27 protein-coding genes are annotated in these 24,630 nt (G+C 34.2%); 8 read left to right on the forward strand and 19 right to left on the reverse strand.

What is annotated here, in order from left to right; translation table 11 throughout:
- Positions 1 to 26 precede the first annotated feature (26 nt).
- Entirely contained in the window at positions 27 to 1,028 is a 1,002-nt protein-coding gene (gene lpxK, locus PXD56_RS16025; RefSeq protein ID WP_276494358.1) for a tetraacyldisaccharide 4'-kinase, read from the forward strand.
- Here the strand turns inward: lpxK and PXD56_RS16030 are convergent.
- The 9 genes from PXD56_RS16030 to PXD56_RS16070 form a co-directional block, all read right to left on the reverse strand.
- Positions 1,009 to 3,228, reverse strand: coding sequence for a hybrid sensor histidine kinase/response regulator (locus PXD56_RS16030; RefSeq protein ID WP_276494359.1), 2,220 nt, complete (start codon positions 3,226 to 3,228; stop codon positions 1,009 to 1,011). The two genes, lpxK and PXD56_RS16030, sit on opposite strands and share 20 nt — an antisense overlap.
- On the reverse strand, positions 3,225 to 4,235 hold the full coding sequence (gap, locus tag PXD56_RS16035; RefSeq protein WP_276494360.1) for a type I glyceraldehyde-3-phosphate dehydrogenase: 1,011 nt from the start codon (positions 4,233 to 4,235) through the stop codon (positions 3,225 to 3,227). Before gap ends, PXD56_RS16030 begins: the two co-directional genes overlap by 4 nt.
- Positions 4,236 to 4,336: 101 nt before the next feature.
- A complete protein-coding gene (gene lipA, locus PXD56_RS16040; protein ID WP_036156039.1) occupies positions 4,337 to 5,212 on the reverse strand; it encodes a lipoyl synthase in 876 nt (291 codons plus the stop codon).
- Between the two features lie 108 nt (positions 5,213 to 5,320).
- Positions 5,321 to 5,878, reverse strand: coding sequence for an RNA polymerase sigma factor (locus PXD56_RS16045; protein WP_276494361.1), 558 nt, complete (start codon positions 5,876 to 5,878; stop codon positions 5,321 to 5,323).
- A gap of 43 nt (positions 5,879 to 5,921) precedes the next feature.
- Positions 5,922 to 6,125 carry a hypothetical protein gene (locus PXD56_RS16050; RefSeq protein ID WP_036156035.1) on the reverse strand — a complete coding sequence of 68 codons (204 nt, stop codon included), beginning with the start codon at positions 6,123 to 6,125 and terminating at the stop codon, positions 5,922 to 5,924.
- 74 nt (positions 6,126 to 6,199) lie between these two features.
- Complete coding sequence (locus PXD56_RS16055; RefSeq protein ID WP_276494362.1) at positions 6,200 to 6,958, reverse strand: anti-sigma factor domain-containing protein; 759 nt, start codon at positions 6,956 to 6,958, stop codon at positions 6,200 to 6,202.
- A complete protein-coding gene (locus PXD56_RS16060; RefSeq protein WP_276494363.1) occupies positions 6,955 to 7,518 on the reverse strand; it encodes an RNA polymerase sigma factor in 564 nt (187 codons plus the stop codon). The genes PXD56_RS16055 and PXD56_RS16060 overlap by 4 nt, the downstream gene beginning before the upstream one ends.
- Positions 7,519 to 7,722: 204 nt before the next feature.
- A complete protein-coding gene (gene murB / locus PXD56_RS16065; RefSeq protein WP_276494364.1) occupies positions 7,723 to 8,739 on the reverse strand; it encodes a UDP-N-acetylmuramate dehydrogenase in 1,017 nt (338 codons plus the stop codon).
- Positions 8,739 to 9,929 carry a pyridoxal phosphate-dependent aminotransferase gene (locus PXD56_RS16070; protein ID WP_276494365.1) on the reverse strand — a complete coding sequence of 397 codons (1,191 nt, stop codon included), beginning with the start codon at positions 9,927 to 9,929 and terminating at the stop codon, positions 8,739 to 8,741. Before PXD56_RS16070 ends, murB begins: the two co-directional genes overlap by 1 nt.
- A gap of 148 nt (positions 9,930 to 10,077) precedes the next feature.
- On the opposite strand from PXD56_RS16070, the gene PXD56_RS16075 reads away from it, so the two are divergent.
- Positions 10,078 to 11,415, forward strand: coding sequence for an aspartyl protease family protein (locus PXD56_RS16075; protein WP_276494366.1), 1,338 nt, complete (start codon positions 10,078 to 10,080; stop codon positions 11,413 to 11,415).
- A gap of 55 nt (positions 11,416 to 11,470) precedes the next feature.
- Here the strand turns inward: PXD56_RS16075 and PXD56_RS16080 are convergent, their stop codons facing one another.
- Entirely contained in the window at positions 11,471 to 11,863 is a 393-nt protein-coding gene (locus tag PXD56_RS16080; protein ID WP_348353160.1) for a DUF1573 domain-containing protein, read from the reverse strand.
- 195 nt (positions 11,864 to 12,058) lie between these two features.
- Here PXD56_RS16080 and PXD56_RS16085 point away from each other — a divergent pair, with 195 nt between their 5' ends.
- The 4 genes from PXD56_RS16085 (at position 12,059) to PXD56_RS16100 (ending at position 16,868) form a co-directional block, all read left to right on the forward strand.
- Complete coding sequence (locus PXD56_RS16085) at positions 12,059 to 14,689, forward strand: valine--tRNA ligase (RefSeq protein ID WP_276494368.1); 2,631 nt, start codon at positions 12,059 to 12,061, stop codon at positions 14,687 to 14,689.
- A 127-nt stretch (positions 14,690 to 14,816) separates the two neighbouring features.
- Positions 14,817 to 15,701, forward strand: coding sequence for a dienelactone hydrolase family protein (locus PXD56_RS16090; protein WP_276494369.1), 885 nt, complete (start codon positions 14,817 to 14,819; stop codon positions 15,699 to 15,701).
- A gap of 140 nt (positions 15,702 to 15,841) precedes the next feature.
- A complete protein-coding gene (locus tag PXD56_RS16095) occupies positions 15,842 to 16,009 on the forward strand; it encodes a lmo0937 family membrane protein (protein ID WP_027067903.1) in 168 nt (55 codons plus the stop codon).
- A 94-nt stretch (positions 16,010 to 16,103) separates the two neighbouring features.
- Positions 16,104 to 16,868, forward strand: a complete 765-nt coding sequence (locus PXD56_RS16100; protein ID WP_276494370.1) for a creatininase family protein — start codon at positions 16,104 to 16,106, stop codon at positions 16,866 to 16,868.
- Here the strand turns inward: PXD56_RS16100 and PXD56_RS16105 are convergent.
- From PXD56_RS16105 to rsfS, 7 genes are all read right to left on the reverse strand, one after another.
- Positions 16,865 to 17,335, reverse strand: coding sequence for a hypothetical protein (locus tag PXD56_RS16105; RefSeq protein ID WP_276494371.1), 471 nt, complete (start codon positions 17,333 to 17,335; stop codon positions 16,865 to 16,867). The two genes, PXD56_RS16100 and PXD56_RS16105, sit on opposite strands and share 4 nt — an antisense overlap.
- Before the next feature lie 74 nt (positions 17,336 to 17,409).
- Positions 17,410 to 17,667, reverse strand: a complete 258-nt coding sequence (locus PXD56_RS16110; RefSeq protein ID WP_276494372.1) for an acyl-CoA-binding protein — start codon at positions 17,665 to 17,667, stop codon at positions 17,410 to 17,412.
- Complete coding sequence (locus PXD56_RS16115; protein ID WP_276494373.1) at positions 17,648 to 18,331, reverse strand: phosphatidylserine decarboxylase family protein; 684 nt, start codon at positions 18,329 to 18,331, stop codon at positions 17,648 to 17,650. Before PXD56_RS16115 ends, PXD56_RS16110 begins: the two co-directional genes overlap by 20 nt.
- Positions 18,321 to 19,124, reverse strand: coding sequence for a phosphatidate cytidylyltransferase (locus PXD56_RS16120; protein ID WP_276494374.1), 804 nt, complete (start codon positions 19,122 to 19,124; stop codon positions 18,321 to 18,323). Before PXD56_RS16120 ends, PXD56_RS16115 begins: the two co-directional genes overlap by 11 nt.
- A gap of 1 nt (position 19,125) precedes the next feature.
- Positions 19,126 to 19,737 carry an LUD domain-containing protein gene (locus tag PXD56_RS16125; protein WP_276494375.1) on the reverse strand — a complete coding sequence of 204 codons (612 nt, stop codon included), beginning with the start codon at positions 19,735 to 19,737 and terminating at the stop codon, positions 19,126 to 19,128.
- Positions 19,738 to 19,778: 41 nt separating this feature from the next.
- On the reverse strand, positions 19,779 to 21,782 hold the full coding sequence (gene ftsH / locus PXD56_RS16130; protein ID WP_276494376.1) for an ATP-dependent zinc metalloprotease FtsH: 2,004 nt from the start codon (positions 21,780 to 21,782) through the stop codon (positions 19,779 to 19,781).
- Positions 21,783 to 21,794: 12 nt separating this feature from the next.
- Positions 21,795 to 22,169, reverse strand: coding sequence for a ribosome silencing factor (gene rsfS, locus PXD56_RS16135; RefSeq protein ID WP_276494377.1), 375 nt, complete (start codon positions 22,167 to 22,169; stop codon positions 21,795 to 21,797).
- Between the two features lie 93 nt (positions 22,170 to 22,262).
- Between rsfS and PXD56_RS16140 the strand changes: the two genes are divergently transcribed.
- Complete coding sequence (locus tag PXD56_RS16140; RefSeq protein WP_276494378.1) at positions 22,263 to 22,994, forward strand: biotin--[acetyl-CoA-carboxylase] ligase; 732 nt, start codon at positions 22,263 to 22,265, stop codon at positions 22,992 to 22,994.
- Here PXD56_RS16140 and PXD56_RS16145 read toward each other — a convergent pair.
- Positions 22,991 to 23,383, reverse strand: a complete 393-nt coding sequence (locus tag PXD56_RS16145) for an SRPBCC family protein (RefSeq protein ID WP_276494379.1) — start codon at positions 23,381 to 23,383, stop codon at positions 22,991 to 22,993. The two genes, PXD56_RS16140 and PXD56_RS16145, sit on opposite strands and share 4 nt — an antisense overlap.
- A gap of 2 nt (positions 23,384 to 23,385) precedes the next feature.
- On the reverse strand, positions 23,386 to 24,030 hold the full coding sequence (gene pyrE / locus PXD56_RS16150; protein ID WP_276494380.1) for an orotate phosphoribosyltransferase: 645 nt from the start codon (positions 24,028 to 24,030) through the stop codon (positions 23,386 to 23,388).
- 7 nt (positions 24,031 to 24,037) lie between these two features.
- On the opposite strand from pyrE, the gene PXD56_RS16155 reads away from it, so the two are divergent.
- Positions 24,038 to 24,628: an NUDIX hydrolase gene (locus tag PXD56_RS16155; RefSeq protein WP_276494381.1), complete on the forward strand. Its 591-nt coding sequence runs from the start codon at positions 24,038 to 24,040 to the stop codon at positions 24,626 to 24,628.
- Positions 24,629 to 24,630 lie beyond the last annotated feature (2 nt).

Genomic DNA, 24,630 nt, shown 5'->3' on the forward strand with positions numbered 1-24,630 from the left:
AGATAAATTATTATAATTTCGTTCTGATGCAGGTGTTACGAAAACTTCTTTTTCCTATTTCTTTAATCTACGGATTGATTGTCTTTCTTAGAAATCGCTTGTATGATGTAGGTATATTTTCTTCTAAATCTTTTGCTGCAAAAACTATTTGCGTAGGAAACCTAAGTGTTGGTGGCACAGGTAAGACCCCAATGATCGAACTTTTGGTACGAGAGCTTTCTCAAAATTATAGTGTAGCTATTTTAAGTAGGGGCTATAAACGCAATTCAGAAGGTTTTTTACTTTCAACTCAACAAACCAGCGTTGAAGAATTGGGTGATGAACCATTTCAGTTAAAAAGTAAATTCCCTGATGTAACTGTTGCCGTTGATGCGGATAGAAGAAATGGAATACGTCAGCTTGAGAAAATGGTAAGTCCAGATGTGATTTTGCTCGATGATGCATTCCAGCATAGAAAAGTGAAAGCTGGATTTTCTATTTTATTGACCGCTTATGATAATTTATATACTAAAGATTGGTATTTGCCAACGGGCAATTTAAGAGATTCTAAAAGAGAGGCGGGTAGGGCAGATTTAATTGTAGTAACTAAATGCCCGGCTAACTTATCGTCACAGGAAAAAGATAAAATTAGGGCAAGTATAAAACCTGGGACTAATCAAACAGTATTATTTAGTTACTTGTCATATAATAAAGAGCTTAAAGGTAATATTATGCCTTTAAATGTGCTGAAAGGAAAAAAAGTAACGTTGGTAACAGGAATCGCAAATCCCGCTCCGTTAGTAAAGTTTTTAAGCTCAGAAGGAATTACGTTTGAGCATTTAAAATTCAATGACCATCATTTTTTTACTGATCAAGAAATTGAACTTTTAAAGGAAAAGGAGTGTATTCTTACTACTGAAAAAGATTTTGTGCGCTTAGAATCTAAGGTTACGAACCTAAGTTATATAGAAGTCAAGCATGTGTTTTTTGATAATACAGCCGAACTTTTGAGGAAGGATTTGTTAAAATTTATGACAACGATTTCTTAGCTCTTTTGTCAAAAATATTCTCACCTATTTTTTGATAAAAAACATCTGGCTTAAATGGTTTGGTAACCACATCATCACAACCTGCTGCATAGAAACTTTCCAAACTATCGTCTAACGAGATAGCTGTTAACGCAATTATTGGTGTGTCTTGATTGAACTTTCTAATTTGAATTGTGGCTTCTTCACCACTAATACCTGGCATATGAATATCCATAAGTATGGCATCATACACATTCTCTTGAGCGGCTGTTACTGCCTCATGACCGTTATTGGCAATATCACTGGTCATATCTCGCTTAGAAAGCATTTTTTTAGTGATGACTTGGTTAATTTTATTGTCTTCGACAATTAATAAGTGAAGTCCTTTAAAGTCATAGTCTTTAGGTGTAATCTCAAATGATACATCTTCAGATTCACTTTCAAGACTCTTCATTTTAACTTCAAAGAAGAAAGAACTACCCTCGCCTAATTCACTCTCAAGTTCAATTTTACTTTCAAATAAACTCAATAAGCTTTTAACAATAGTTAGACCTAAGCCGGTACCACCATATTCTCTGTTAATCTGAATAGAGCCTTGTTCAAAGCCTTCAAAAATACTTTTTTGCTTTTCTTTTGAGATGCCTATACCATTATCCTTAACTTCAAAATAGATGGTAATGTCATCCTCGACTTTGTTCAATAGTTTTGCAATGACTTTTACCTCGCCACCTTTAGTGAACTTAATAGAGTTACCAATCAAATTCATGAAAATTTGAGAGAGCTTTAATGGATCGCTCAATAAGCTATTTGGTATATCTGAATCGTATTCTAAAATTAAGTTTGTCTTGTTTGACTTAGCACTTTGCCCAAGAGAATTAATAACTTCATTAATGACCTTGTTAAGATTGAACTCCATATTAAGGGGTTCTAATTTATTCGCATCAATTTTGTTGATGTGTAGAATGTCATTTATAAAATTAAGAAGATAGTCACCTGAGAATTTTAAAGCCTTTAAATGTTCTTTTTGGTGTTCTTCAGGGTTTTCCTCTAGTAATAAGTGAGTAAGTCCGGTAACCGCATAAAGTGGGGTTCTAAGTTCGTGGCTTACCGTAGATAGAAAGTTCGTTTTTGCTTCCATTGCTTGTACGGCACCATCACGAGCAATTTGTAGCTCTTTGTTTTTGGTCTGTAAAAGATCGTTGGTTTTTAATTTTATCTGGTTATTTCTATACAGCGTTACTGCTAATAATGAAATAATGATTAAAAATGCCGAGGTTAAAATTGCCGTAAGCTCAGACCTGTTTTGAGATTCTGTTAGTTCTTCTATTTTCTTTTCTTGGCGTGCAATCTCTTCCGTCTTGTAATCATCTCTAATCTTGTCAGCTGTTTTAGCTTCAATAATATTTTTATCAATATTGAATATTGAATCTTTTAATTGTACCAGATTCTGAGTGTTCACGAGCGATTTCTGATAGAGACCAAGTTTCTCATAAACAGAAGATAATAAGGTGTTAGCGTTTTTAATGTCCTCTAAAAATCCATTATCAACAGCAAGGGTCAAAGCATTTTCCCCATTTTTAGCAGCTTCGGATAAATTATCGATTTTTAAATTTAGTTCGGCAAGTGTTAAGTAGGCTTGCGTTGTAAGGTATTCCTTTTCGTAAAGATCAGTATTTACAATTAGTGAATTTAAATTCTTAGTAGCGCTATCATACTTCTCTAAACTGAGATATACTCTTGCTTCGGTCAATAATAAATTATTATAAAAATTACGGTCGTTATTTAGTTGTTTAGCTTCATTAAGCATAAACAGAGCTTGAAAGTTTCTATTACTTCTATGTAACAGAATAGCTTCTACATATTTATGCATACCGTCACCGTAAGGATATTCAATATCTTTTAGCAAAACGCTTGCGCGATCCCAATAAAACTCAGTATCACCTTCTTTATCTATTTTTAAATAAAGTAATGCTAGTTCGTGAAGGCTATCAATAAGACCCTTGACATCTTCACTTTTTTCGGCTTCGTTTGCAGCTGTATTCAGTGTTTCTAAAGCAAGGTCAATTTTATCTTGATTTCTGAATTTTCTTGCTTGATCAAAATAAGGTTGTATGTCTTTCTTTGCAACCGGGTTTTGTGAGTATAGGGCAGTAGTAGCCGCCAAAATTAGAATGGGGACTAGTAAGAATTTAAGTGCTTTATTTAAAAATAATATCTTCAAATATAATTTTTAGTACTAATAAAATTAATCAAATCAATGATTCTACTGCTATAGCCGGTTTCATTATCGTACCAGCCAATAATCTTAACCATTTTTCCTATTACGGAGGTCATCAAAGAATCAAACGTACAAGAATAGCAACTATTGTTTATATCAATAGAAACTATTGGGTCGTTGGTGTAATGTACTATATTTTTAAACTGGTTTTTAGACGCTTTTTCAAAAGTAGAGTTTATTTCTTCAATACTTGTAGCTCTCTTTACATTTAGGGTAATGTCTGTTAATGAGCCGTTTGGCACAGGAACTCTAATACCGCAACCGCCAATAGTATCAGCTAATTCTGGAAATATTTTAGTCAATGCTTTTGCTGCCCCAGTTGTAGTAGGCACTATAGATTGTGATGCCGCGCGAGCCCTTCTTAAATCTCTATGCGGTTGGTCGTGCAAACTTTGATCTGTAGTATACGAGTGTATGGTTGTAATATACGCCTGCTCAATACCACATAGGTCATTGACTATTTTGATCATTGGTGCAGCGTTGTTCGTAGTACAAGATGCATTTGATATGATGTCGTCAGATTTTGTCAACGTATTTTCATTGATACCGAAAACAATCATTTTTATATCATCTTCAGTAGGGGGTACGGACAAAATAACTTTCTTGGCGCCATTTTTAATATGAAAAGATAATGTATCTCTATCCTTAAATTTACCGGTGCATTCTACAACCAAGTCAACTGCGGAAGAAGTCCAATTTATTTTAGACGGATGAGTTTCGTTATATAAAGCAATAGCTCTATCATTAACAATAATGTGTTTTTCGTCATGAGAAATATTGAGCGGTGAAGTACCGTGAATACTGTCATATTTTAAAAGATGTGAAAGAGTACGGGTGTCTGCCAAATCATTAATAGCAACCACATTTAAATTTTCATGTGCTTGCATTAAGCGAAATAGGGTTCTGCCTATCCTTCCAAAACCATTAATGCCTATGTTTAGTTTTTGCATTGGTTACCGATGAATGTGTTCAGTTAATACAGATAATTCCCAATAATTGAGGACTATCAAATAATCTTAGCGTAGTTGCTAGGAAGTATGTTCTTTAGAATTTATAAAATATGCTTGTGTGCTTTGTAAGAAGATCTTACTAAAGCGCCACTTTCAACATGTCTAAAGCCCATTTCAAGACCTATGTCTTCATATTTCTTAAATTGCTCAGGAGTAATAAATTCTTTAACAGGTAGGTGCTTTTTAGAAGGCTGTAAGTACTGTCCTATAGTAACAACATCAACATCTGCATTACGCAAATCTGCCAATGTGGTAATAACTTCATCTTCATGTTCGCCAAGACCTAGCATAATACCAGATTTGGTTCTGTTGATACCTTGTTTTTTCAAGTAGTTCAAGGCTTCAAGACTACGTTCATACTTTGCTTGTATACGTACCTCTCTGGTAAGTCTTTTAACAGTTTCCATGTTGTGAGAAACAACTTCTGGGGATACAGCAACTATTCTGTCTAAATGCTTTTCTATACCCTGAAAATCAGGAATTAAAGTTTCTAAAGTCGTAGTAGGGTTCATTCTTCGGATGGCCTTTACGGTTTCTGCCCAAATAATAGAGCCCATATCCTTAAGGTCATCTCTATCTACAGAAGTGATGACAGCATGTTTAATACCCATAATTTTTATGGATCTAGCTACTTTTTCAGGTTCTGCCCAGTCAACATTCTCAGGTCTTCCGGTTTTAACTCCGCAGAAACCACATGATCTAGTACAAACATTACCTAATATCATAAAGGTTGCTGTTCCTTCTCCCCAGCATTCTCCCATATTTGGGCAACTTCCGCTGGTACAAATAGTATGCAGGTCATACTTATCTACCAAACCTCTAAGCTGGGTGTATTTCTTACCTGTAGGAAGTTTTACCCTTAGCCATTTCGGTTTACCTTTTGGTGGAGCAACATTTTCTTTTAAAACTGTAGACATGCTTTAAATTTTATTACAAATATACGAACTAATAAAGTGTGGATAAAGCAGAATTACATGCTACACAAATGAGTTCTAAATTATGAGAAATTTTCTTTTAGTTGTTGTTTACTTTCGTTCTTTAATAATTTCTGAAAGTAATTTTTTTGCCCTTAGAAGTTTTACCTTGACGCTGTTTATAGGCTCGTTCAAATGCGTGGCAATATCGGCATAGCTTAGCTCATTAAAATACCTAAGGTTGATGACCGCTTGGTAATGTGGCTTTAGTTTTTTGATATCTCTAAGTAAGTCTGCTAAATTCTGCTCTTGAATTAATTGATCTTCCATAGAAGGAGTAGCATCCAAAGCACTGGTTATGGCGTCAGAATTACTTCTAGAATCTAGCAAGTTCTTTTTTCGCTTTCTAACTAAATCAATATGAATATTTTTAGAGATAGCTATTAACCAAGTTTTAAATACGTAAGAATCGTTGTAGGTATTTATCTTATCAAATGCCTTTGAAAATGTCTGAATGGTGATGTCTTCAGAATCATTTTCATTTTCTGTACGCTTTAATTGAAATCCGTAAACATCGTTCCAAAACATATCTAACAAACGACTAAAGGCTATTTGTTTGCCTTGCTTCGCTTTGATGATTGTTTCTTCTAAAGTGTCTATTTTGTTCAAATATTATTTTTGGTAAGCGTTTACATTTGATAGTGAACTAAGCTTATTCTGAGATTAAATCTTTCTTGCAATCTTGTTCGTTTGGCATTTTACCGCACATACCACAAGCTTGTCCGTCTTGATTTAGAAAAGGACTTTGACTTGCACAAGTTCCTGCAAATTCTCCGTCTTTTTTAGACCATATTTTAATTGCAATACCTGCAAAAGCCAATGCTAACAACCCAATGGTCAGTAATACTAGTTTCATATGCTAAATTTTAAACAAAGATAAAAAATAAAGCCCCAAAAATGGGGCTTTAAGAATACTTTATGTGTGAAAGCTTAGTATGCTATGTTCGCAACTATGTTTTCAACGTTAGGGGCGTGATTACCACCTTTTTGTTCAATTGTAATATAACCAACTGCATTTTCAGCGTATGGTAATGCCAGCAACTTTTCTTGATCACCAGCTTCTTCAATAATACCTAAGTTTATCATTTTGCCGTTAACCTCTGCCCACATTTGAAAACATTGGCTTTCAGGAATATGAGGTAATTTGCTAACGTTGATATAAGATAATTTCTTAACCGGGTTTATATAAGCAACAGCTTTTAAATCTTTTGCTTTCTGATTACCCTTAACATTATACTTTTTAGTTTGTGGGTTGTTTAGAACAATGAACTGGTTACGTACATCTTCTAACTGCTCCTTCATGTTTTCCTCAAGCAATTTTATTTTATTGCTAACCACACTGTTCTCTTCTTGCAAACTCTGGTTTTGGTTCCAGAAAAAAGTAGAGATGCCTATAAACATAATTGCGGTAATACTTGCCGCGATAGCATAACTATAGAATCTTTTTCTGCCTTTACGTTCAGCTTTTATTCTAGAGTTGATTTTATCTTTTAAACCTTGTGGAGCTTCAATAGCATGAAGTTTGGCGAAGATTTCAAGATTATCCTGTAATTCGCTATAGGTTTCCCTTACCTCTGGGTACATGGCAATATAGCGCTCTACCTGTAGGCTTTCCAACTCGGTAGTTGTTCCCAAAAGATACTTTTCTAATAAATCAGAATCAAGGAAAATTCTTATTTTGTCTTTCATAATACGAAATTTAATAACATGGCAACTAAGGCAGGGCCGTAGATTTTGCCTAACTCGCGTAATCCAATTTTAAGTCTAGACTTAATAGTTCCCAAGGGAATGTCCAACTCATCACTAGCTTCTTGTTGGGTCATGCCTTGAAAGAAAAGAGCTTCTAGAACAATTTGATATTTATCTTCAATTTTGTCTAGATGTTCTCTTACATCCATTAACTCTGGCCTAGTACTTTCCACGCCTAAAGTATATACGTCAGAAACGTCTATTTGGATTTCTTTATCAGATTTTGTGTTGACACTTCTTAATTTGTCAATGGCAGTGTTACGTGTAATTCTAAAAAGCCAAGTAAATAGTTTCGCTTTTTTAGGATCATAAGAGTCTGCTTTTTTCCAAATCTTCACGAAAGATTCTTGAACAACATCTTGTGCTAAATCTGGGTCACGCACCACCTTATTAGCCACACCTAGTAGGGTGTCGGCATAATTATCATACAAGAGAGAAATCGCTTTTTCGTTTCTTTCCTGTAGTAATTCAACAATATGGTTTTCTAATAGAGTGCTCATAATTTAAAAGATGTACATATTTTTTTTAAGATGAACATCCAAATGCTAACATTGAACCGTATATGATTAAACGCTAAATTATAAAATTGATTGTTAACGATGCGTTTTCTAAAAATATATATTGAATAAGTGGTCGGCTGGTAACTGCCCACTTTGTTTTTGGTTGGTTTGGTTTGGTAATAACCCCTGTAATTTTTACAGGGGTTATTTTATTAAATTAACCTCAGGACTTATTTCAATATTGAACTTTGTTTTCACGGCATCAATAATTTTTTCCGCTAAGTTTAAAATATCCTTACCAGTTGCGTTGTCATAATTTACAAGAACCAATGCTTGATTTTTATGAACACCAGCATCACCAAAACGTTTTCCTTTAAAACCGCATTGCTCAATTAACCAACCTGCCGGTATTTTGTAATACTCATCTGACACTTTATAAAAAGGAGCTTCAGGATTTTTTAATGCAAATTCTTTAAAGATTTCTTTCTCAACTATTGGGTTTTTAAAGAAACTGCCACTATTACCAAGAACTTTTGGGTCTGGTAGTTTACTTTGTCTTATGGCAATGACAGCATTGGAAATATCTTTAATACTGGGGTCAGAAATGGAATCTTTTTCTAGTTGTTGTTCAATGGCGCCATACCCTGAATTAATTTTATGGTCTTTTTTAGAGAATGAAAAGGTAACCGAAGTAATTACATATTTATCTTTTCCTTCATTTTTAAAAAACGAATCTCGATACCCAAACTTACAATCTTCTTTAGTTAACGTAACCAGTTCTTGATTTTCTATGCTAACAGCTTCGCAACTAACAAAGCAATCTTTTAATTCAACGCCATAGGCCCCAATGTTTTGTATGGGAGCAGTACCAGTGTTACCAGGTATTAAAGACATGTTCTCTAATCCTCCAAAATTTTGGTCAAGAGCCCACATGACCATATCATGCCAATTTTCACCTGCCATTACCTGTACTTCTACAGTCTCATTAGATTCTGAGATGATTTTCTTTCCCTTTAAATCTACATGAATAAATAATGCTTCAATATAATCTGAAAGTAACATATTGCTACCACCACCAATGATAATCTTTCTATCATAATCTTGGTTGCCCAGAATATCTTGTAATTCTTCAATAGACGTAACTTCAACAAAAAATCTTGCTGTAGCATCAATACCAAAAGTATTGTAGTTTTTTAGGGAAAAGTGTTCATGTACAATCATTAACCTTTATAGCTTTTTAGTGCTTCCTTTAAAATTTGAACAGCTCTTTTTAAACTATCTTGGTCTAAAACATAGGCAATTCTAATTTGGTTTTTACCCAATCCGTCTGTAGCGTAAAACCCAGCTGCTGGTGCTACCATAACAGTTTCGTTGTCAATATTAAAATCTTCTAACAACCATTGGGCAAAATGATCGGCATCTTTAATAGGTAGTTCAGCAATACAATAAAAAGCACCTTGTGGCTTTGCAATTTTAATGCCTTCGATTTTTTCTAACTCCGCTATTAGAATATTTCTTCTTGCAACATATTCCGTTTTAACCTCGGCGAAATAACTGTCAGGTGTATCTAAGGCCGCTTCGCTTGCTATTTGTGCATATGTAGGGGGTGATAATCTAGCCTGTGCAAACTTCATTGCCGTGGCAATAAACTCCTTATTTTTAGAAACTAGGTAACCAATACGTGCACCACACATGCTGTATCTTTTAGATACAGAATCTATTACTATGGCATGTTCTTCTAAACCTTCTTCCTTTAAAATAGATGTATGGGTTTTGTTGTCATAAGTGAACTCTCTGTAAACTTCATCGGCAACTAGATATATGTTATGCTTTTTAACTAAAGCTGCTAATTTTTGAACTTCTTCTTGGCTGTATAGATATCCGGTTGGGTTACCAGGATTGCATATTAAAATAGCTTTGGTTCTAGGCGTAATTAATTTTTCAAAATCCTCAATTGGCGGTAGCGCAAAGTTGTCTTCTAACTTAGAAACTACCGGTACAACGGTTACACCGCAAGCAGTGGCAAATCCGTTATAATTAGCATAAAAAGGTTCGGGTATAATAATTTCATCATCTGTATCTGCAATAGTGTTCATTGCAAAAGACAATGCTTCAGAACCTCCGGTAGTTACAATGATATCCGTAGCGCTTACTTGTATATCGTTTTTAATGTAATACTTGGCAATTTTGGTTCTAAAGGTCTCTGATCCTTCAGTACGGCTGTATTCCAATACATTAATATCATTATTTTTTACAGCATCTAAAGCTTGTTGTGGGGTTTTTATATCTGGTTGTCCAATGTTTAAATGAATAACCTTAACTCCTCTTTTTTTTGCATTTTCAGCAAATGGAACTAACTTTCTAATAGGTGATTGAGGCATGGTAAGCCCCTTATTTGAAACAGATGGCATATAAATTGAATTTTTCACAAAAGTGATAAATGATTATGGTACTTACAAAGTAATTAAGCTTTTATTTGGATTTGGCAATACTGTTAAAATTGAGTGTTATAACAAATTATTACGTATCTTAAAAAGGGTTAACTAATTCATATAGATTATGTTACGTAAAAGAGGTGTTCTTCTAATTCTATTGTTTTGTTGTTTTTCGTGGTTAGCAATAGGTCAAAACTATCAATTACCTGCAGGAAAGAAATTTGATAAAGTCAAGTTTCAGTTGATTAATAATCTCATGGTAATACCTATTAATGTCAATGGAACGGAATTGTCATTTGTATTGGATTCTGGAGTTGGTACACCCATATTGTTCAATTTGGCGGATCAAGATTCTATTCAGCTAAACAACGTAACAGAAATTACCATTAATGGGTTAGGGGAGGGTGAGCCTATAAATGCGTTAAAGTCCACTGGTAATTTTATTCAGATGGGTGATGTTAAGAATGTGTCTCAGAACATTTATGTGGTGATGGATGCCGGTATAAATTTTTCTCCAAGTCTTGGTGTTCCTGTTCATGGAATAATAGGTTATGACTTGTTTAAAGATTTTGTGGTTGATATTAATTACATAAAACGTACTATAAAATTTCATGACCCCGAACTTTATAAGTACAAAAAATCAAAGAATACGCGTATAGTAGATATGTCGGTCATTAGAAAGAAAGCATATTTAGATGCCTTTGTCATGATAAGTAAGGACGAGGAAATACCTGTAAAAATGTTGTTGGATACCGGCAGTAGCGATGCGGTATGGTTATTTGAAGATGAAAGAATTCAATTACCGGATAAACATTACCAAGATTTTTTAGGAAAAGGTCTTGCTGGTAATATTTATGGTAAGAGAACTAAAATCAATCATTTAAAGATTTCAGATTTTGTACTGAGTGATGCTAAGGCTGCCTTTCCTGATATGGAGACGTTTACAACAATTTCAGATTTTGGAGGTAGAAACGGTAGTTTAGGTGGTGAGGTTATAAAACGTTTTAATGCGGTGTTCGATTATAAGAATGAAAAATTAATCTTGACTAAGAATGCCAATTTCAGTAAAATGTTTCAATACAATGTTAGTGGTATTGATTTACAACATGCCGGTATGCGCTATGTGTCAGAACGAATTACAAATTCAAACGGAGTAGTAAATAGCGATGCTAAGACCTATGGGGATGTGCAGATTATTCTTCACGGGGCAACAAGGTTAAGCTTGGTGCCAGAGATTATAGTTTCGGGAATACGCCAGGGGAGTCCCGCACATTCGGCAGGGTTAAGAGAAGGTGATGTCATCTTGGCGGTAAACGGTAGGCGCATCCACCGATATAAATTACAAGAGATTATGCATATGCTCAATGTCAAAAAAGATAAAAAAATTAAGGTACTTGTAGAAAGGTATGATAGTGACCTACTCTTTAGTTTTGAGTTAAAACCTTTATTTGACGAACAATAAAGCACAAAAAAATGCCCAACTTCTCAGTTGGGCATTTAGTTTTCTAAAAGTTCTTTTATTTGGTACCGGTAGCAGCTTGAACTTCTCCTTTTATTTTTAAAACTTTTGTAGGAGTGTCAGCGTTAGAAATAACCGTAATTGCTTTACGGATAGGACCAACTCTATTGGTATCATATTTCACTTGAATTTCACCTGTTTTACCTGGTAAAATTGGGTCTTCTGGTTTTTTTGGAATTGTACAGCCACAACTAGAACTTACTTTACTTACAATAAGTGGAGCAGTACCGGTGTTTGTAAATTCAAAAACTCTTACTCCGTCTGATCCTTTAGCGATTTCTCCGTAATCAACGGTTTCAGATTTAAACTCTATTTTGGCAGCTGCATCTTGTGCAGTTAAACTAAAACCTAGTAAGCCAACAAATAATACAAGTACTATTTTTTTCATCATTTATAATTTTGGGTGGATGTCAAAATTAAATCTTTTCAGATCAACCTCAAAATCCTTTTGTTATACTCTAACGTTACTTATTTTTGTTTCGTATTTATCTTTGGGTGAAATTTAGCTGAAATGACCGTTAGAATGTCAGTTCGGCTTTAATTTTTAATAACCCAGTTTATTATTATTCAAAAACTGTTCCAAAAAATGGAAATTCCTTCAAAATATAATCCGCAAGCCACAGAATCGCAATGGTATGATTACTGGATGAAAAACGGCTACTTTCACTCAGAACCAGATGAGAGAGAACCTTATAGTATTGTAATACCGCCGCCAAACGTAACCGGTATTTTGCATATGGGGCATATGTTGAACAATACCATACAAGATGTTTTAATAAGAAGAGCCCGCCTTTTAGGTAAGAATGCTTGTTGGGTACCAGGTACCGATCATGCCTCTATTGCTACAGAAGCAAAGGTCGTTGCCAAATTAAAAGAGCAAGGCATCAATAAAAATGACCTTACTAGAGATGAGTTTTTAAAACATGCCTGGGATTGGACAAATGAATATGGTGGTATCATTTTAGAGCAGTTGAAAAAACTGGGATGTTCTTGTGATTGGGACCGTACTGCGTTCACCATGGATCAAGAGCGATATGATAGTGTAATAAAGGTATTTATTGATCTTTATAACAAAGGTTTAATTTACCGTGGGTATAGAATGGTGAATTGGGATCCAGAAGCGCAGACAACTTTGTCAGATGAAGAAGTTATTTATGAGGAGAAACAAGGTCTTTTGTACTATTTGTCATATGCTATTGAAGGGTCAGATGAAAAGGTGACTATTGCAACCACAAGACCTGAAACTATATTAGGCGATACAGCAATATGTATAAACCCTAATGATGAAAGGTTTACCCATTTAAAAGGTAAGAAAGTAATTGTACCAATTTGCAATAGAGTAATACCTATAATTGAAGATGAGTATGTAGATGTTGAGTTTGGTACAGGATGTTTAAAAGTAACGCCAGCTCATGATATAAATGATAAAGCGTTAGGAGAAAAACATAAGTTAGAAACTATTGACATATTTAATGATAATGCAACCTTAAATAGTTTTGGATTGCATTATGAGGGTAAAGATCGTTTCGTTGTAAGAAAAGAAATATCTAAAGAATTAGAAGATTTAGGTGTTTTGGTTAAAACCGAAACCCATATTAATAAAGTAGGTACTTCAGAAAGAACCAAGGCTGTCATTGAACCAAAGTTGTCAGATCAGTGGTTTCTGAAAATGGAAGATTTGGCAAAACCTGCTTTAGAAGCGGTAATGGAAAGTGGCGATGTAAAATTGCATCCAAAGAAATTTGAAAATACGTACCGTCATTGGATGGAGAATGTTCGCGATTGGAATATTTCTAGACAATTATGGTGGGGTCAGCAAATACCGGCGTTTTACTTTGGTGACGGTCAAGAAGATTTTGTTGTAGCGGCTAACATAGCAGATGCATTAAAACTTGCAAAAGAAAAATCGGGTAAATCAGATTTACAGGAAAGTGATTTACGACAAGATGCCGATGTGTTAGATACTTGGTTTTCGTCATGGTTATGGCCAATGAGTGTGTTTGGCGGTATTATGGAGCCAGATAATGAAGAGATAAACTATTATTACCCAACAAACGATTTAGTAACTGGTCCGGATATTTTATTTTTCTGGGTAGCAAGAATGATTGTTGCCGGTTATGAGTTTAGAGGAGAAAAACCTTTTGAAAATGTTTATTTCACCGGATTGGTGAGAGATAAGCAACGTAGAAAAATGTCAAAGTCATTGGGTAATTCACCTGATGCTTTAAAGTTGATAGAAGACTATGGTGCGGACGGTGTGCGAGTAGGTCTATTATTAAGCTCGGCTGCAGGTAATGATTTAATGTTCGATGAAGATCTTTGTCAGCAAGGAAAAAACTTTGCCAATAAAATCTGGAACGGTTTCCGATTGGTGAAAGGTTGGGAGATTGCAGATATTCCTCAGCCAGAGGCTTCAAAGCTTGGTTTAGAGTGGTATGAGTCTAAGTTGAATAAAACATTATTAGAGATAGAGGATCATTTTAGCAAATTCCGTATTTCAGATGCTTTAATGTCTATATATAAATTGGTTTGGGATGATTATAGTTCTTCTTTATTGGAGATTATTAAGCCTGCGTATCAACAACCTATAGATAGAACTACCTTCAATAAGGTAATAGTGTTATTTGAGCAGAACCTTAAACTTTTGCATCCTTTCATGCCATTTTTGACAGAAGAAGTTTGGCAACATATTGCAAAAAGAGATGAGACTGAAGCTTTGGTAATATCAAAATGGCCAACTGTAGGTAAAATTGACGAAGAGTTAATTGCTCAGTTCGATTTTGCAGCCGAAGTGATTTCTGGTGTTAGAACTATAAGAAAGAACAAGAATATTCCAATGAAAGAAGCTTTGGAATTATCAGTGTTAAATTCTGAAAATGCAAGTAACCGTTGGGATGTCGTAATTGCTAAACTTACCAATGTATCTGAAATCAGTTACCTAGATGAACAGTTAGAAGGGGCATTGACTTTTAGGGTAAAGAGTAATGAGTACTTTGTGCCAATGGAGGGTGCTATTGATGTAGAGGCAGAAATTGTTAAGATTAATGAAGAACTGAAATATACTAAAGGCTTTTTGATGTCTGTTCAAAAGAAACTTTCTAATGAACGATTTGTTAATAACGCTCCTGAAAAGGTTATAGCTATAGAACGTAAAAAGTTAGCGGATGCCGAAGCTAAAATAGAAACGTTGGAAAAAAGTTTAGCTAGTTTAGGCTAATACTTAATCTTATAATCAACGAAGCCTCATTTCTATTCAGTTAGAAATGAGGCTTTTTCTATTGTTAAAAGTATTTAGGTAGTCATGTTGTTTTCGTACTTTTAAATAGAACAAAAAAGCTAAGAAAATGAAACCACTTAAAAAAGAAGATATTAAGCAAGAGGTATTTGATCTTTATGATGCCTATGCCCATAATAAATTAGAACGCAGAGACTTTGTGCAAAAATTATCTATGTATGCCGTTGGCGGTCTCACAGTGCCTTCTTTAATGAGTTTTTTAATGCCAGATTATGAGAATACCTATTTGGTGGATAAAAACAATCCAGATTTAGATTCGGGTTTTATTACCTATAATTCTGAAAAAGGAGGTGGTGAAATAAAAGCTTTATTGTCCAAACCCAAATCTGCTGAAGTTAAATTACCTGGTATAGTGGTTGTGCATGAAAATAGAGGATTGAACCCTTATGTTGAAGATACAGCCAGAAGAGCTGCCTTGGCTGGTTTTATTACCATAGCACCAGATGCATTGAGTCCGTTAGGAGGTTATCCCGGTAATGATGATGAAGGTCGTGCAATGCAGAAAACGCGCGATAGAAATGAAATGCTTGAAGATTTTATAGCAGCATTTGAGTATTTGAAAAATCACGAAGGTTGCAATGGTAAAATTGGTGTAGTAGGTTTTTGTTTCGGTGGATGGATTTCTAATATGATGGCAGTAAAAGTGCCTGATTTATCTGCAGCGGTACCATTTTATGGAGGGCAACCAACAGAAGATCTAGAAGATATTAATGCACCATTATTATTACAATATGCAGGTTTGGATGAACGTGTAAATGCGGGATGGCCGGCATATGAAAAAGCATTGAATGAATTAGGGAAAGAGAATGTAGCTTATTTCTATGACAATGTAAATCACGGCTTTCATAACACGTCTACGCCTAGATATGATGAGCCAGCGGCAGAATTGGCCTGGTCACGTACTATAGATTTTTTCAAAGAAAAATTGGTATAAAGAATTGAATTTAAGTACTTATGAATGTGCTTGTTTTGGTGAAGTTTCTGATTTAGAGCTAGTAATCAATTTGTTTGAGTTAAGCTAACACGGCTAATCCCTTTAGTTTTGTAGTATAAACAATCTAAAAAACACACATTATGAGAAGTCTATTATGGTTAGTAGCAGTTATTTGTATAATTATATGGTTATTGGGAATGTTAGGTATAGTACCTGGTCTTGCAACCGGTAGTTTAGTCCACATTTTATTAGTAATAGCGGTTATCGTTATTCTTTATAATATCATTTCAGGTAAAAAGGTATTGTAAGTAAAATTTCACAAACCAATTTTATCAAAAAAAATAAACGAACCCTTGATTAATTTCAAGGGTTTTTTTATGCTTAAATGGTATCTTTAAGACTATGATTAGACCTTACGTACTTGCCGAAACAAATTGGGAACACCTGAAAGATGAACAAATAGAATTGGCAATTTTGCCTTGGGGAGCCACAGAGGCGCATAATTATCATTTGCCATATGGTACCGATAATTACCAAGTACAAAGTATGGCCGAGTCAGCTGCTGGTGTTTCTTGGCAGAAAGGAAAGAAGGTAATTGTATTGCCTACCATACCTTTTGGTGTAAATACCGGTCAGAGCGATATTTATTTAGATATGAATCTAAATCCGTCTACTCAATTAGCTATTTTAAAAGATTTGGTGACAGTATTAGATAGGCAAGGCATAAAGAAATTACTGTTGTTCAATGGTCACGGCGGAAATAATTTTAAGCCTATTATAAGGGAGTTAGGTTTGTTGTTCCCAGATATGTTCATCAGTTTTTGTTTCTTTCCACCAATGTTCGATAAATCTAAATATTTTAAAGAAGAAGGTGATCATGCCGATGAAATGGAAACTAGCTTAATGCTTTATTTAAGACCTGATTTAGTATTGCCCAAGGAAAAATGGGGTAGTGGTAGTGCTAAGAAATTTAAAATAAACGCTTACAATGAAGGTTGGGCGTGGGCAGAAAGACAGTGGTCTAAGGTTAGTAGTGATACGGGTATTGGTAATCCAGAATTTGCTACTACTGAAAAAGGAGAGCGTTTCTTTAAAGATGTTTGTGCAAAATTAGATGATTTGTTTTGCTCCCTTTGCGACGCCGATTTAGACGATCTTTATCATTAATTTTTCACAACTATTAAATGTTCTGCAGTAGATTCTTTCATCGCAGAACGTTTTAGATGAATGTCCAAATCAATTTTTAAGGAAAAGAGGGCGCTTAGAATAATAATGTTTTTAAATATGTATTGTCCTGCTAGAGTAAAAACCAATTCACCTTTGCCAAAGATTTCTTCAGGCATTAAAAATAGAGGCGTAAACGTAAATAGAATATGAATTATAGCTATGCTGATGATAATTCTAGGTTTCCAGTTAAGTAGAAGAAAAATACCTATAAGCGTTTCGCCCACTGCTAATAATAGTAATCCCCATTGAGAAGGTAGTATTCCTAATGTTAATATGCCAATGGTGTTTTTTGCTAAATCTTCTGCCGGGCTCAAATGTGGTATAAACTTTATGAATCCAAAAATTAAATAGACAATGCCAATAGAGATTCGAAGAATATTGGACTTTAATTTTTCTAATCTTTTCATTGAATGTTAGTCAATTGTTTAAGAATCATTTTAGACCATACAAAGACAGTACTAGCTAAACTAAGTATTACTAGTTAATTAGTATTTAATTCTTTGTTGGCTAAATCAATGTAAGATTGCATGGCTTTTTTCTTGCTCATGTTCTTTGCCTGAATTAGTGCATTTGCTTTAAAAGCATTAATTAATGGAGTTTTACTGCCAGGATTGTCAAAATTAGCATTTGCAATCTTATAGTATGCATATAGTTTTAAAAGTATATCTGCCGGTATTGGTTCAGTATAGTTATTGACCAAAGTAACGATCTCCTCAAATTCAATACGTAATTTCTTCATTTTCGTTTGGGTCAACAAAAGTAGCTATACAAGTCTCATTACCTTTAACCTTTTGGTTTAGCTTTACATTAATTTGGCAATCTAAAGGTAAAAACAAATCGACTCTAGAGCCAAATTTTATAAATCCTGCATCATCTCCCTGTTGTACGCTTTCTCCTTTTTCGGCATAATTTACAATTCGTCTGGCAAGTGCACCAGCTATTTGTCTGTATAGGATTTCGCCAAACTTAGGGGTTTTTATAACTACAGTGGTTCTTTCGTTTTCTTCACTTGATTTTGGGTGCCAGGCAACTAAGAATTTACCAGGGTGATATTTGGAAAAAGTAATTAAACCACTAGCGGGATATCTAGTTACGTGAACATTGACCGGTGACATAAAAATAGAAACCTGTCTTCTTTTTTCATTAAAATATTCTTTCTCTAAAACTTCTTCTATAACTACAACTTTCCCATCTACAGGTGAAAGAATTTCATTGAAATCCTTTCTTGCCAATCTCTTTGGATTTCTAAAGAATTGCAAAATTATAATGAGTAAAATTAGACCAAGAATTTGTATAGCTAATTTTAGCCATGCTATGTCAATAAAGTAGTGGGCCAAGATTATACTTGAACCTATAATCAAAAAAGAAAACAATATTATTTTTTGTCCCTCTCTATGAAACATAACTGAATATATTTAAAGTTAAATAAGCAAATGGTGCGGCAAAGACCAAGCTGTCCAAGCGATCTAACATACCGCCGTGGCCAGGCAATATAGCCCCACTGTCCTTTACGCCTGCAGCTCTTTTAAATTTAGATTCTATTAAATCTCCTAAACTACCGGCTACTACAATAACTGTTGCAAGAATCATCCATTGAACAGGACTGATAAGAGCTTCAAAAGTAGCCATTAAATAAGCTGCCGCTAGTGCAAATATAAAACCTCCTAAAGTACCTTCAATGGTTTTTTTAGGAGAAACTGAAGGAAAAAGTTTAGTTCTACCAATACTCTTACCTACTAGGTATGCAAATGAGTCGTTTACCCATATTAAAATAAAAATACCCATAATCAATAGTTTCGCAAAAGCATCATTCTTGTAGGGTATCATTGTGAGAAAAATACAGCCTCCGCCTATATAAAAAAGACCAATTAGGAATTTTAAAGTCGTATTAAGTTTTAAAGGTTTTTTAGCAAAAAGATTGTACAACAGATAAATATCTACAGCTATGGTAATTACCATAAGAATGGTAATGATCTGTTGATCTTTGACTAAATAGATATAAACCCACCATAACGCTAAATAGGCAGCGAAAATATGGTATCCTTTTAAATGTACTAGTTTTTTGTACTCATATAAACAAGCCAAACCAAAGGTCATAAATAAAAAATCAAAAGCATCAGAACTTAAAAAGACTGCTGACAATAATAAGATTATGTACACAGCCCCTGTTAGTGACCTTCTTAGAATTTCTTTCATACTATAAATCTTCCAGAAGTAAAAGATAAAGATTTTTAGTACTACTACCATATGTTAGAAAATCATCTGAGTTTTCCGCGGTAGCTTTAAAGTGCTTTAATGTAGTTATATTGGCCGGAATTTTTTGACCGTATTTTTTCTTGATAGTTTTTAAACCTTCTCCTATAGATTCAATTAGTTGGCTTGTAGTGGCAAATACTACAACATTGCTAGGTAGTTCATTAACCTTTTTTTCTAAAAGTTGATTAGAACACACTAAAATACTTCCATTTTGGGCAATGAGATGTTCGCAAGTAGTAAAGAATACTTCGCTGTTACGCGCATTATCTGTAAACGTAATTGATTCTTTTGAAAATTTTTGGGCTAGCCTTTCATTGAGAACAAAGAAAGGCTCACTTTCCCAATTATTTTCTGTAACAATATTTCTAATTGCTTTTGAAACTTCTGCATCAGAATCGCAATAAATAAATTTACCTCCATTTTGTTTAAAATGAATTGTAAATTTTTCATCAACAGGAATATTTAAATCAGGCATATGATCGCCGCGCGTTTCCGCGGTTTCTTTCGAAACCTTCTTCTTGCCACCACCAAATAAAATATCTAAAAACCCCATTTATGTTGTTGAAATAATTGCTAATCTAAAGTACTGCAATATTACTTGTTCTCTGTAATTTCTTGCTCTTCTGTAGATTTGTTATCCTCTTCTTCTTTCAGTTTCTTTTCGTTCTCTAAGGCTAAAATATCCTTTTCGAAATTTCGCTTACCAAAGATTTTTTCTAAATCTTCCTTAAAGATAACTTCTTTCTCTAACAATCTTTCAGCTAAAGTTGTAAGTTTATCCTTATTGTCAGTTAAAACCTTGATAGCGCGTTGATACTGCTCTTCAATTATTTTAGAAATTTCAGCATCTATCTTACGAGCGGTGTCTTCACTGTAAGGTTTTGAGAAACCGTAAGAATCTTGACCAGAAGAATCATAATAGGTAATATTACCTATTTCATCATTAAGACCGTAAATGGTTACCATTGCTCTTGCTTGTTTGGTAACTTTTTCTAAATCACTTAAGGCACCAGTAGAAATTTTATTGAATATAACTTTCTCTGCGGCTCTACCACCCATAGTTGCACACATTTCGTCCAACATTTGTTCAGGTCTAACAATTAAGCGCTCTTCTGGTAAGTACCATGCAGCACCTAATGATTGCCCTCTTGGTACAATAGTAACTTTTACTAGTGGAGCAGCATGCTCTAACATCCAACTAGTGGTTGCATGACCAGCTTCGTGGTAGGCAATAGTTTCTTTCTCACCGGGAGTAATAATTTTATTTTTCTTTTCAAGACCACCAACTATTCTATCAACAGCATCTAAGAAATCTTGCTTTGTCACCGCTTTCTTCTCATTACGAGCAGCAATCAAAGCTGCTTCATTACAAACATTTGCAATATCTGCACCAGAGAAACCAGGTGTTTGTCTTGCCAAGAAATCTAAATCTAGAGTTTCGGCTGTTTTAATAGGTCTTAAGTGAACTTCAAAAATTTCTTTACGCTCACGAATATCCGGTAGGTCAACATAGATTTGTCTGTCAAATCTACCTGCACGCATTAATGCTTTATCCAATACATCTGCACGGTTGGTTGCTGCAAGTACAATAACGTTTGTATTTGTACCAAAACCATCCATTTCAGTTAACAACTGGTTTAACGTATTTTCACGTTCGTCGTTAGAACCTGTAAAATTATTTTTACCTCTAGCTCTACCAATGGCATCAATTTCATCAATGAATATAATGGCAGGCGATTTGTCTTTTGCCTGCTTGAACAAGTCACGTACTCTAGATGCACCAACACCTACAAACATTTCTACGAAATCTGAACCAGATAAAGAGAAGAAAGGAACTTTAGCTTCACCGGCAACGGCTTTTGCTAAAAGTGTCTTACCTGTTCCTGGAGGTCCTACTAGCAATGCTCCCTTTGGTATTTTACCACCTAAAGAAGTATACTTATCTGGGTTTCTTAAAAACTCAACAATCTCTTCTACTTCTTCTTTTGCACCTTCTAAGCCGGCAACATCTTTAAAAGAAGTTCTAGTATCTGTTTTTTCGTCAAATAATTTCGCTTTAGACTTACCGATATTGAAGATTTGACCACCAGCGCCGCCGCCGCCGCCGCCGGACATTCTACGCATTAGATAAATCCAAATACCAATAATCAGTACAAAAGGTAATAGAGACAGCAAGAAATCTAAAATGGCCGTAGATTCTTTGCCAAATTCAATAATGGTATCTAAATTATTTTCTTTTTTGATTTCAGTTATTTCATTTTGAAATATTTGAAGATCACCATAGTCTAAGGTATACTGTGGTACATTGCCAGAGGATGGAAGAAATGATTTCTCATTTACATCTTTGTGAACCTCTTTTGCAATAGCCTCGTCAGTTAAAAATACTTTAGCTTGATTGGTGTTTGTTATGATTAAAATCTTCTTAACATCACCATTTCGCAAATACTGCTGTAATTCTGAAGTAGTCGTCTTTTGGGTGTTAGCTAAGTCATCACTATTGAATAATTGAAATCCAATTAGTAATACTGCTACTAATCCATAAATCCACCAAGAACTAAATTTTGGTTTTTTCGGATTTGTTTTGTTTTCTTTTGCCATTTTAATTTTTTATTAATTTACGCCACTTTCTATGGTTGTGAATTTTGCATCTCCCCATAAACCTTCTATATCATAAAAATCTCGAACTTGCTTTTGGAATACATGAACAACTACATTTACGTAGTCCATTAATACCCATTCTGCATTGTCTTCGCCCTCTACGTGCCAAGGTTTATCTTGAATCGCTTTACTTACTGTTTTCTGGATAGAACCTACAATAGCATTTACATGCGTATTTGAAGTACCGTTACAAACTATGAAGTAATCACAAACGGTATTCTCAATTTCTCTTAAATCTAATAGGTTGATATTGTGACCTTTTACTTCGTCAATTCCCTGAATTATTAATGCAATTAACTCATCTTTGCTAGTTTTACTTTCCTGCATTCAAAAATTTTAGTTTTTACAAAGTTATTATTTTTTTGTTCTTTTAGGACTAGTTTTTAACAATACATTAAAGATTCACAATAAGAACAGTAAATGCAAATAATCAAACTTGATGCCACGCAATCTACAAACACCTATTTAAAAGACCTGTCATTTAATAAAGAGCTTAGTGATTTTACTGTAATAACTACAAAAAATCAAACTTTAGGTAGGGGGCAAATGAGTGCTAAATGGGAGTCTGAGTCTGGTAAAAACCTAGCATTCAGTATATTGAAAAATAATATTAATGTGCCAATACAACGTGTTTTTCTGGTAAGTGTTTGCGTGTCTCTAGCAATAGTAGATGCTTTAAACCGTTTAGGAATACCCAATTTAAGCATTAAATGGCCTAACGACATTCTGTCAGGTAATTCTAAAATAGGCGGTATATTGATAGAAAATATTTTATCGGGATCTAAAATTAAACGAACTATTATAGGATTTGGCTTAAATGTGAATCAAGAAGTGTTCAAAAACGCACCAAATGCATCTTCATTGAAAAATATTATGGGTACTAATTTTGATTTAGATTCGGTTTTTTATTCTTTAATAGAACAATTGCATTCATATTTAAATAAGCCCATAGATTCTTTAGAGCAAGAATTGTATGGTCAATATCATTCTCAATTATTTAGAATAGGAGAGAGTAGTAGCTTTAAAAATCAAGATGGTTCACTATTTACCGGCACAATAGAGGAAGTTTCTATTGGCGGTAAACTTATTGTGAAACATGAAAATGGTGATTTTCAAGAATATGGGTTAAAAGAAATACAGTTATTGTATTAGACTTTTGCCAAGTTCGTTGATAAGGTATTGATGAAATTAGTAATAGGTTTTTTGATCATCATTGCCATCATAGCATTGAATTCACCTTTAAAACTTAAAACAACTTCACTACTATTAGCATCAATCTCAATAATATCTGCGGTTAACGTAAAAGGTAGTTTTTCACTAGCAGCACCTAAAATTATTTGACTAAAAGGTGTTTGTTCTTTTTTCTCCAAAACAATTTCTGGCATTCCTTTTAATGCAAAAAGAAATCTATTCTCGTTTAATACTTCAAATTTGTCAATATTTTCAGGCATTAACAATCTAAAATTAGGCAGGTCGTTTAAGAAGTTAAAAGTGTCTTCTGTATTTTTAGCAATTACTGCCTTAGGTGTTTCTATAAACATAATTATTTATTTGTCCATTTTGAAGGGTCTTTCCTCCATTCCATTAATGTAATTAACTGCTCTTCTTTTACATACCCTTTATCAGATGCTTGTTCAATTAAATATTCATAGCTACTTAACGTATGTAGCTCCGTGTTTTTTTCTTCAAAATTTTTGCTAGCCGTCTCAAATCCGTAAGTGAAAATCGCCAACATACCCTTTACGTTTGCGTCAATAGCTCTAAGGGCATCTACAGCATTTAAGCTACTTTTACCTGTACTGATTAAATCCTCGATAACAACAACCGTTTGGTGCGCTTCTAAATGACCTTCTATTTGATTTTGACGACCGTGAGATTTAGGCTCAGGTCTAACATATACGAAAGGTAAATTAAGTTTATCGGCAACTAAAGCCCCTATTCCTATTGCGCCTGTAGCCACGCCTACTATGCAATCTGGCTTACCGTAAAGTTGTTCTACTTGCTTGGCCATTTCATCACGAATACAGTTTCTGATGATAGGATAAGAAAGTAAAATTCTATTATCGCAATATATAGGAGATTTCCAACCCGAAGCCCATGTAAAAGGATTTTCGGGTTTCAATTTTATTGCATTAATTTGCAAGAGAAGCTCTGCTGTTTTTTTTGCAGTGTTTTTGTCTAAAACCATGACGCAAATGTATAAAGTTTTTGTTAATGAATTGCCTTTGATTTTGACAAATAAACTCTCTGATACCACAAATGGAGAGTATTTTTCATTAAATCAAGAATCTATTGAAGATGCAATTAGTTCATTGAGGAAAGGGAAGTTGAAGGAAGCGTTTATTTATCATCCTAATTATGAAGAAATTTTAAAAAAGTTTACTCAAGTTGTTCCTTTAGTAATCGCCGGTGGGGGCGTAGTGAAAAATAAAGAGGGAAAAGTACTTTTTATCTACAGAAACGATAAATGGGATTTACCTAAGGGTAAATTGGACAAAGGCGAATCAATTGAAGAATGTGCCATTCGTGAAGTAGAGGAAGAAACTGGTGTTAGAGGGCTAGTAATTGATGATTATATTAGAACAACATATCATGTTTTTAAGCGTAACGGAATTAATAAGCTTAAACAGGTGTATTGGTATGATATGAGTACCGATTTTGATGGTAAATTAAAGCCTGAAAAAAAAGAAGGTATTTTTAAAGTACGCTGGAAAGGTCCTGAGAAAATCAAAAAAGCTCTTGAAAATTCTTACGTAAACATTAAAATACTCTTCGGGGAAGATTAAAG

It is taken from the genome of Maribacter zhoushanensis (genome assembly GCF_029350975.1).
Taxonomy (GTDB): Bacteria; Bacteroidota; Bacteroidia; order Flavobacteriales; family Flavobacteriaceae; genus Maribacter; species Maribacter zhoushanensis.

What these genes read in the sequence shown, in the direction of transcription:
- lpxK (WP_276494358.1), top strand. Translation starts at nt 27, where the DNA reads ATGCAGGTGTTACGAAAACTTCTTTTTCCTATTTCTTTAATCTACGGA.
- gap (WP_276494360.1), bottom strand. Translation starts at nt 4,235, where the DNA reads ATGCAAAAACTAAACATAGGCATTAATGGTTTTGGAAGGATAGGCAGA.
- lipA (WP_036156039.1), bottom strand. Translation starts at nt 5,212, where the DNA reads ATGTCTACAGTTTTAAAAGAAAATGTTGCTCCACCAAAAGGTAAACCG.
- PXD56_RS16050 (WP_036156035.1), bottom strand. Translation starts at nt 6,125, where the DNA reads ATGAAACTAGTATTACTGACCATTGGGTTGTTAGCATTGGCTTTTGCA.
- PXD56_RS16055 (WP_276494362.1), bottom strand. Translation starts at nt 6,958, where the DNA reads ATGAAAGACAAAATAAGAATTTTCCTTGATTCTGATTTATTAGAAAAG.
- PXD56_RS16060 (WP_276494363.1), bottom strand. Translation starts at nt 7,518, where the DNA reads ATGAGCACTCTATTAGAAAACCATATTGTTGAATTACTACAGGAAAGA.
- murB (WP_276494364.1), bottom strand. Translation starts at nt 8,739, where the DNA reads ATGATTGTACATGAACACTTTTCCCTAAAAAACTACAATACTTTTGGT.
- PXD56_RS16070 (WP_276494365.1), bottom strand. Translation starts at nt 9,929, where the DNA reads ATGCCATCTGTTTCAAATAAGGGGCTTACCATGCCTCAATCACCTATT.
- PXD56_RS16075 (WP_276494366.1), top strand. Translation starts at nt 10,078, where the DNA reads ATGTTACGTAAAAGAGGTGTTCTTCTAATTCTATTGTTTTGTTGTTTT.
- PXD56_RS16080 (WP_348353160.1), bottom strand. Translation starts at nt 11,863, where the DNA reads ATGATGAAAAAAATAGTACTTGTATTATTTGTTGGCTTACTAGGTTTT.
- PXD56_RS16085 (WP_276494368.1), top strand. Translation starts at nt 12,059, where the DNA reads ATGGAAATTCCTTCAAAATATAATCCGCAAGCCACAGAATCGCAATGG.
- PXD56_RS16090 (WP_276494369.1), top strand. Translation starts at nt 14,817, where the DNA reads ATGAAACCACTTAAAAAAGAAGATATTAAGCAAGAGGTATTTGATCTT.
- PXD56_RS16095 (WP_027067903.1), top strand. Translation starts at nt 15,842, where the DNA reads ATGAGAAGTCTATTATGGTTAGTAGCAGTTATTTGTATAATTATATGG.
- PXD56_RS16100 (WP_276494370.1), top strand. Translation starts at nt 16,104, where the DNA reads ATGATTAGACCTTACGTACTTGCCGAAACAAATTGGGAACACCTGAAA.
- PXD56_RS16105 (WP_276494371.1), bottom strand. Translation starts at nt 17,335, where the DNA reads ATGAAAAGATTAGAAAAATTAAAGTCCAATATTCTTCGAATCTCTATT.
- PXD56_RS16110 (WP_276494372.1), bottom strand. Translation starts at nt 17,667, where the DNA reads ATGAAGAAATTACGTATTGAATTTGAGGAGATCGTTACTTTGGTCAAT.
- PXD56_RS16115 (WP_276494373.1), bottom strand. Translation starts at nt 18,331, where the DNA reads ATGTTTCATAGAGAGGGACAAAAAATAATATTGTTTTCTTTTTTGATT.
- PXD56_RS16120 (WP_276494374.1), bottom strand. Translation starts at nt 19,124, where the DNA reads ATGAAAGAAATTCTAAGAAGGTCACTAACAGGGGCTGTGTACATAATC.
- PXD56_RS16125 (WP_276494375.1), bottom strand. Translation starts at nt 19,737, where the DNA reads ATGGGGTTTTTAGATATTTTATTTGGTGGTGGCAAGAAGAAGGTTTCG.
- ftsH (WP_276494376.1), bottom strand. Translation starts at nt 21,782, where the DNA reads ATGGCAAAAGAAAACAAAACAAATCCGAAAAAACCAAAATTTAGTTCT.
- rsfS (WP_276494377.1), bottom strand. Translation starts at nt 22,169, where the DNA reads ATGCAGGAAAGTAAAACTAGCAAAGATGAGTTAATTGCATTAATAATT.
- PXD56_RS16140 (WP_276494378.1), top strand. Translation starts at nt 22,263, where the DNA reads ATGCAAATAATCAAACTTGATGCCACGCAATCTACAAACACCTATTTA.
- PXD56_RS16145 (WP_276494379.1), bottom strand. Translation starts at nt 23,383, where the DNA reads ATGTTTATAGAAACACCTAAGGCAGTAATTGCTAAAAATACAGAAGAC.
- pyrE (WP_276494380.1), bottom strand. Translation starts at nt 24,030, where the DNA reads ATGGTTTTAGACAAAAACACTGCAAAAAAAACAGCAGAGCTTCTCTTG.
- PXD56_RS16155 (WP_276494381.1), top strand. Translation starts at nt 24,038, where the DNA reads ATGTATAAAGTTTTTGTTAATGAATTGCCTTTGATTTTGACAAATAAA.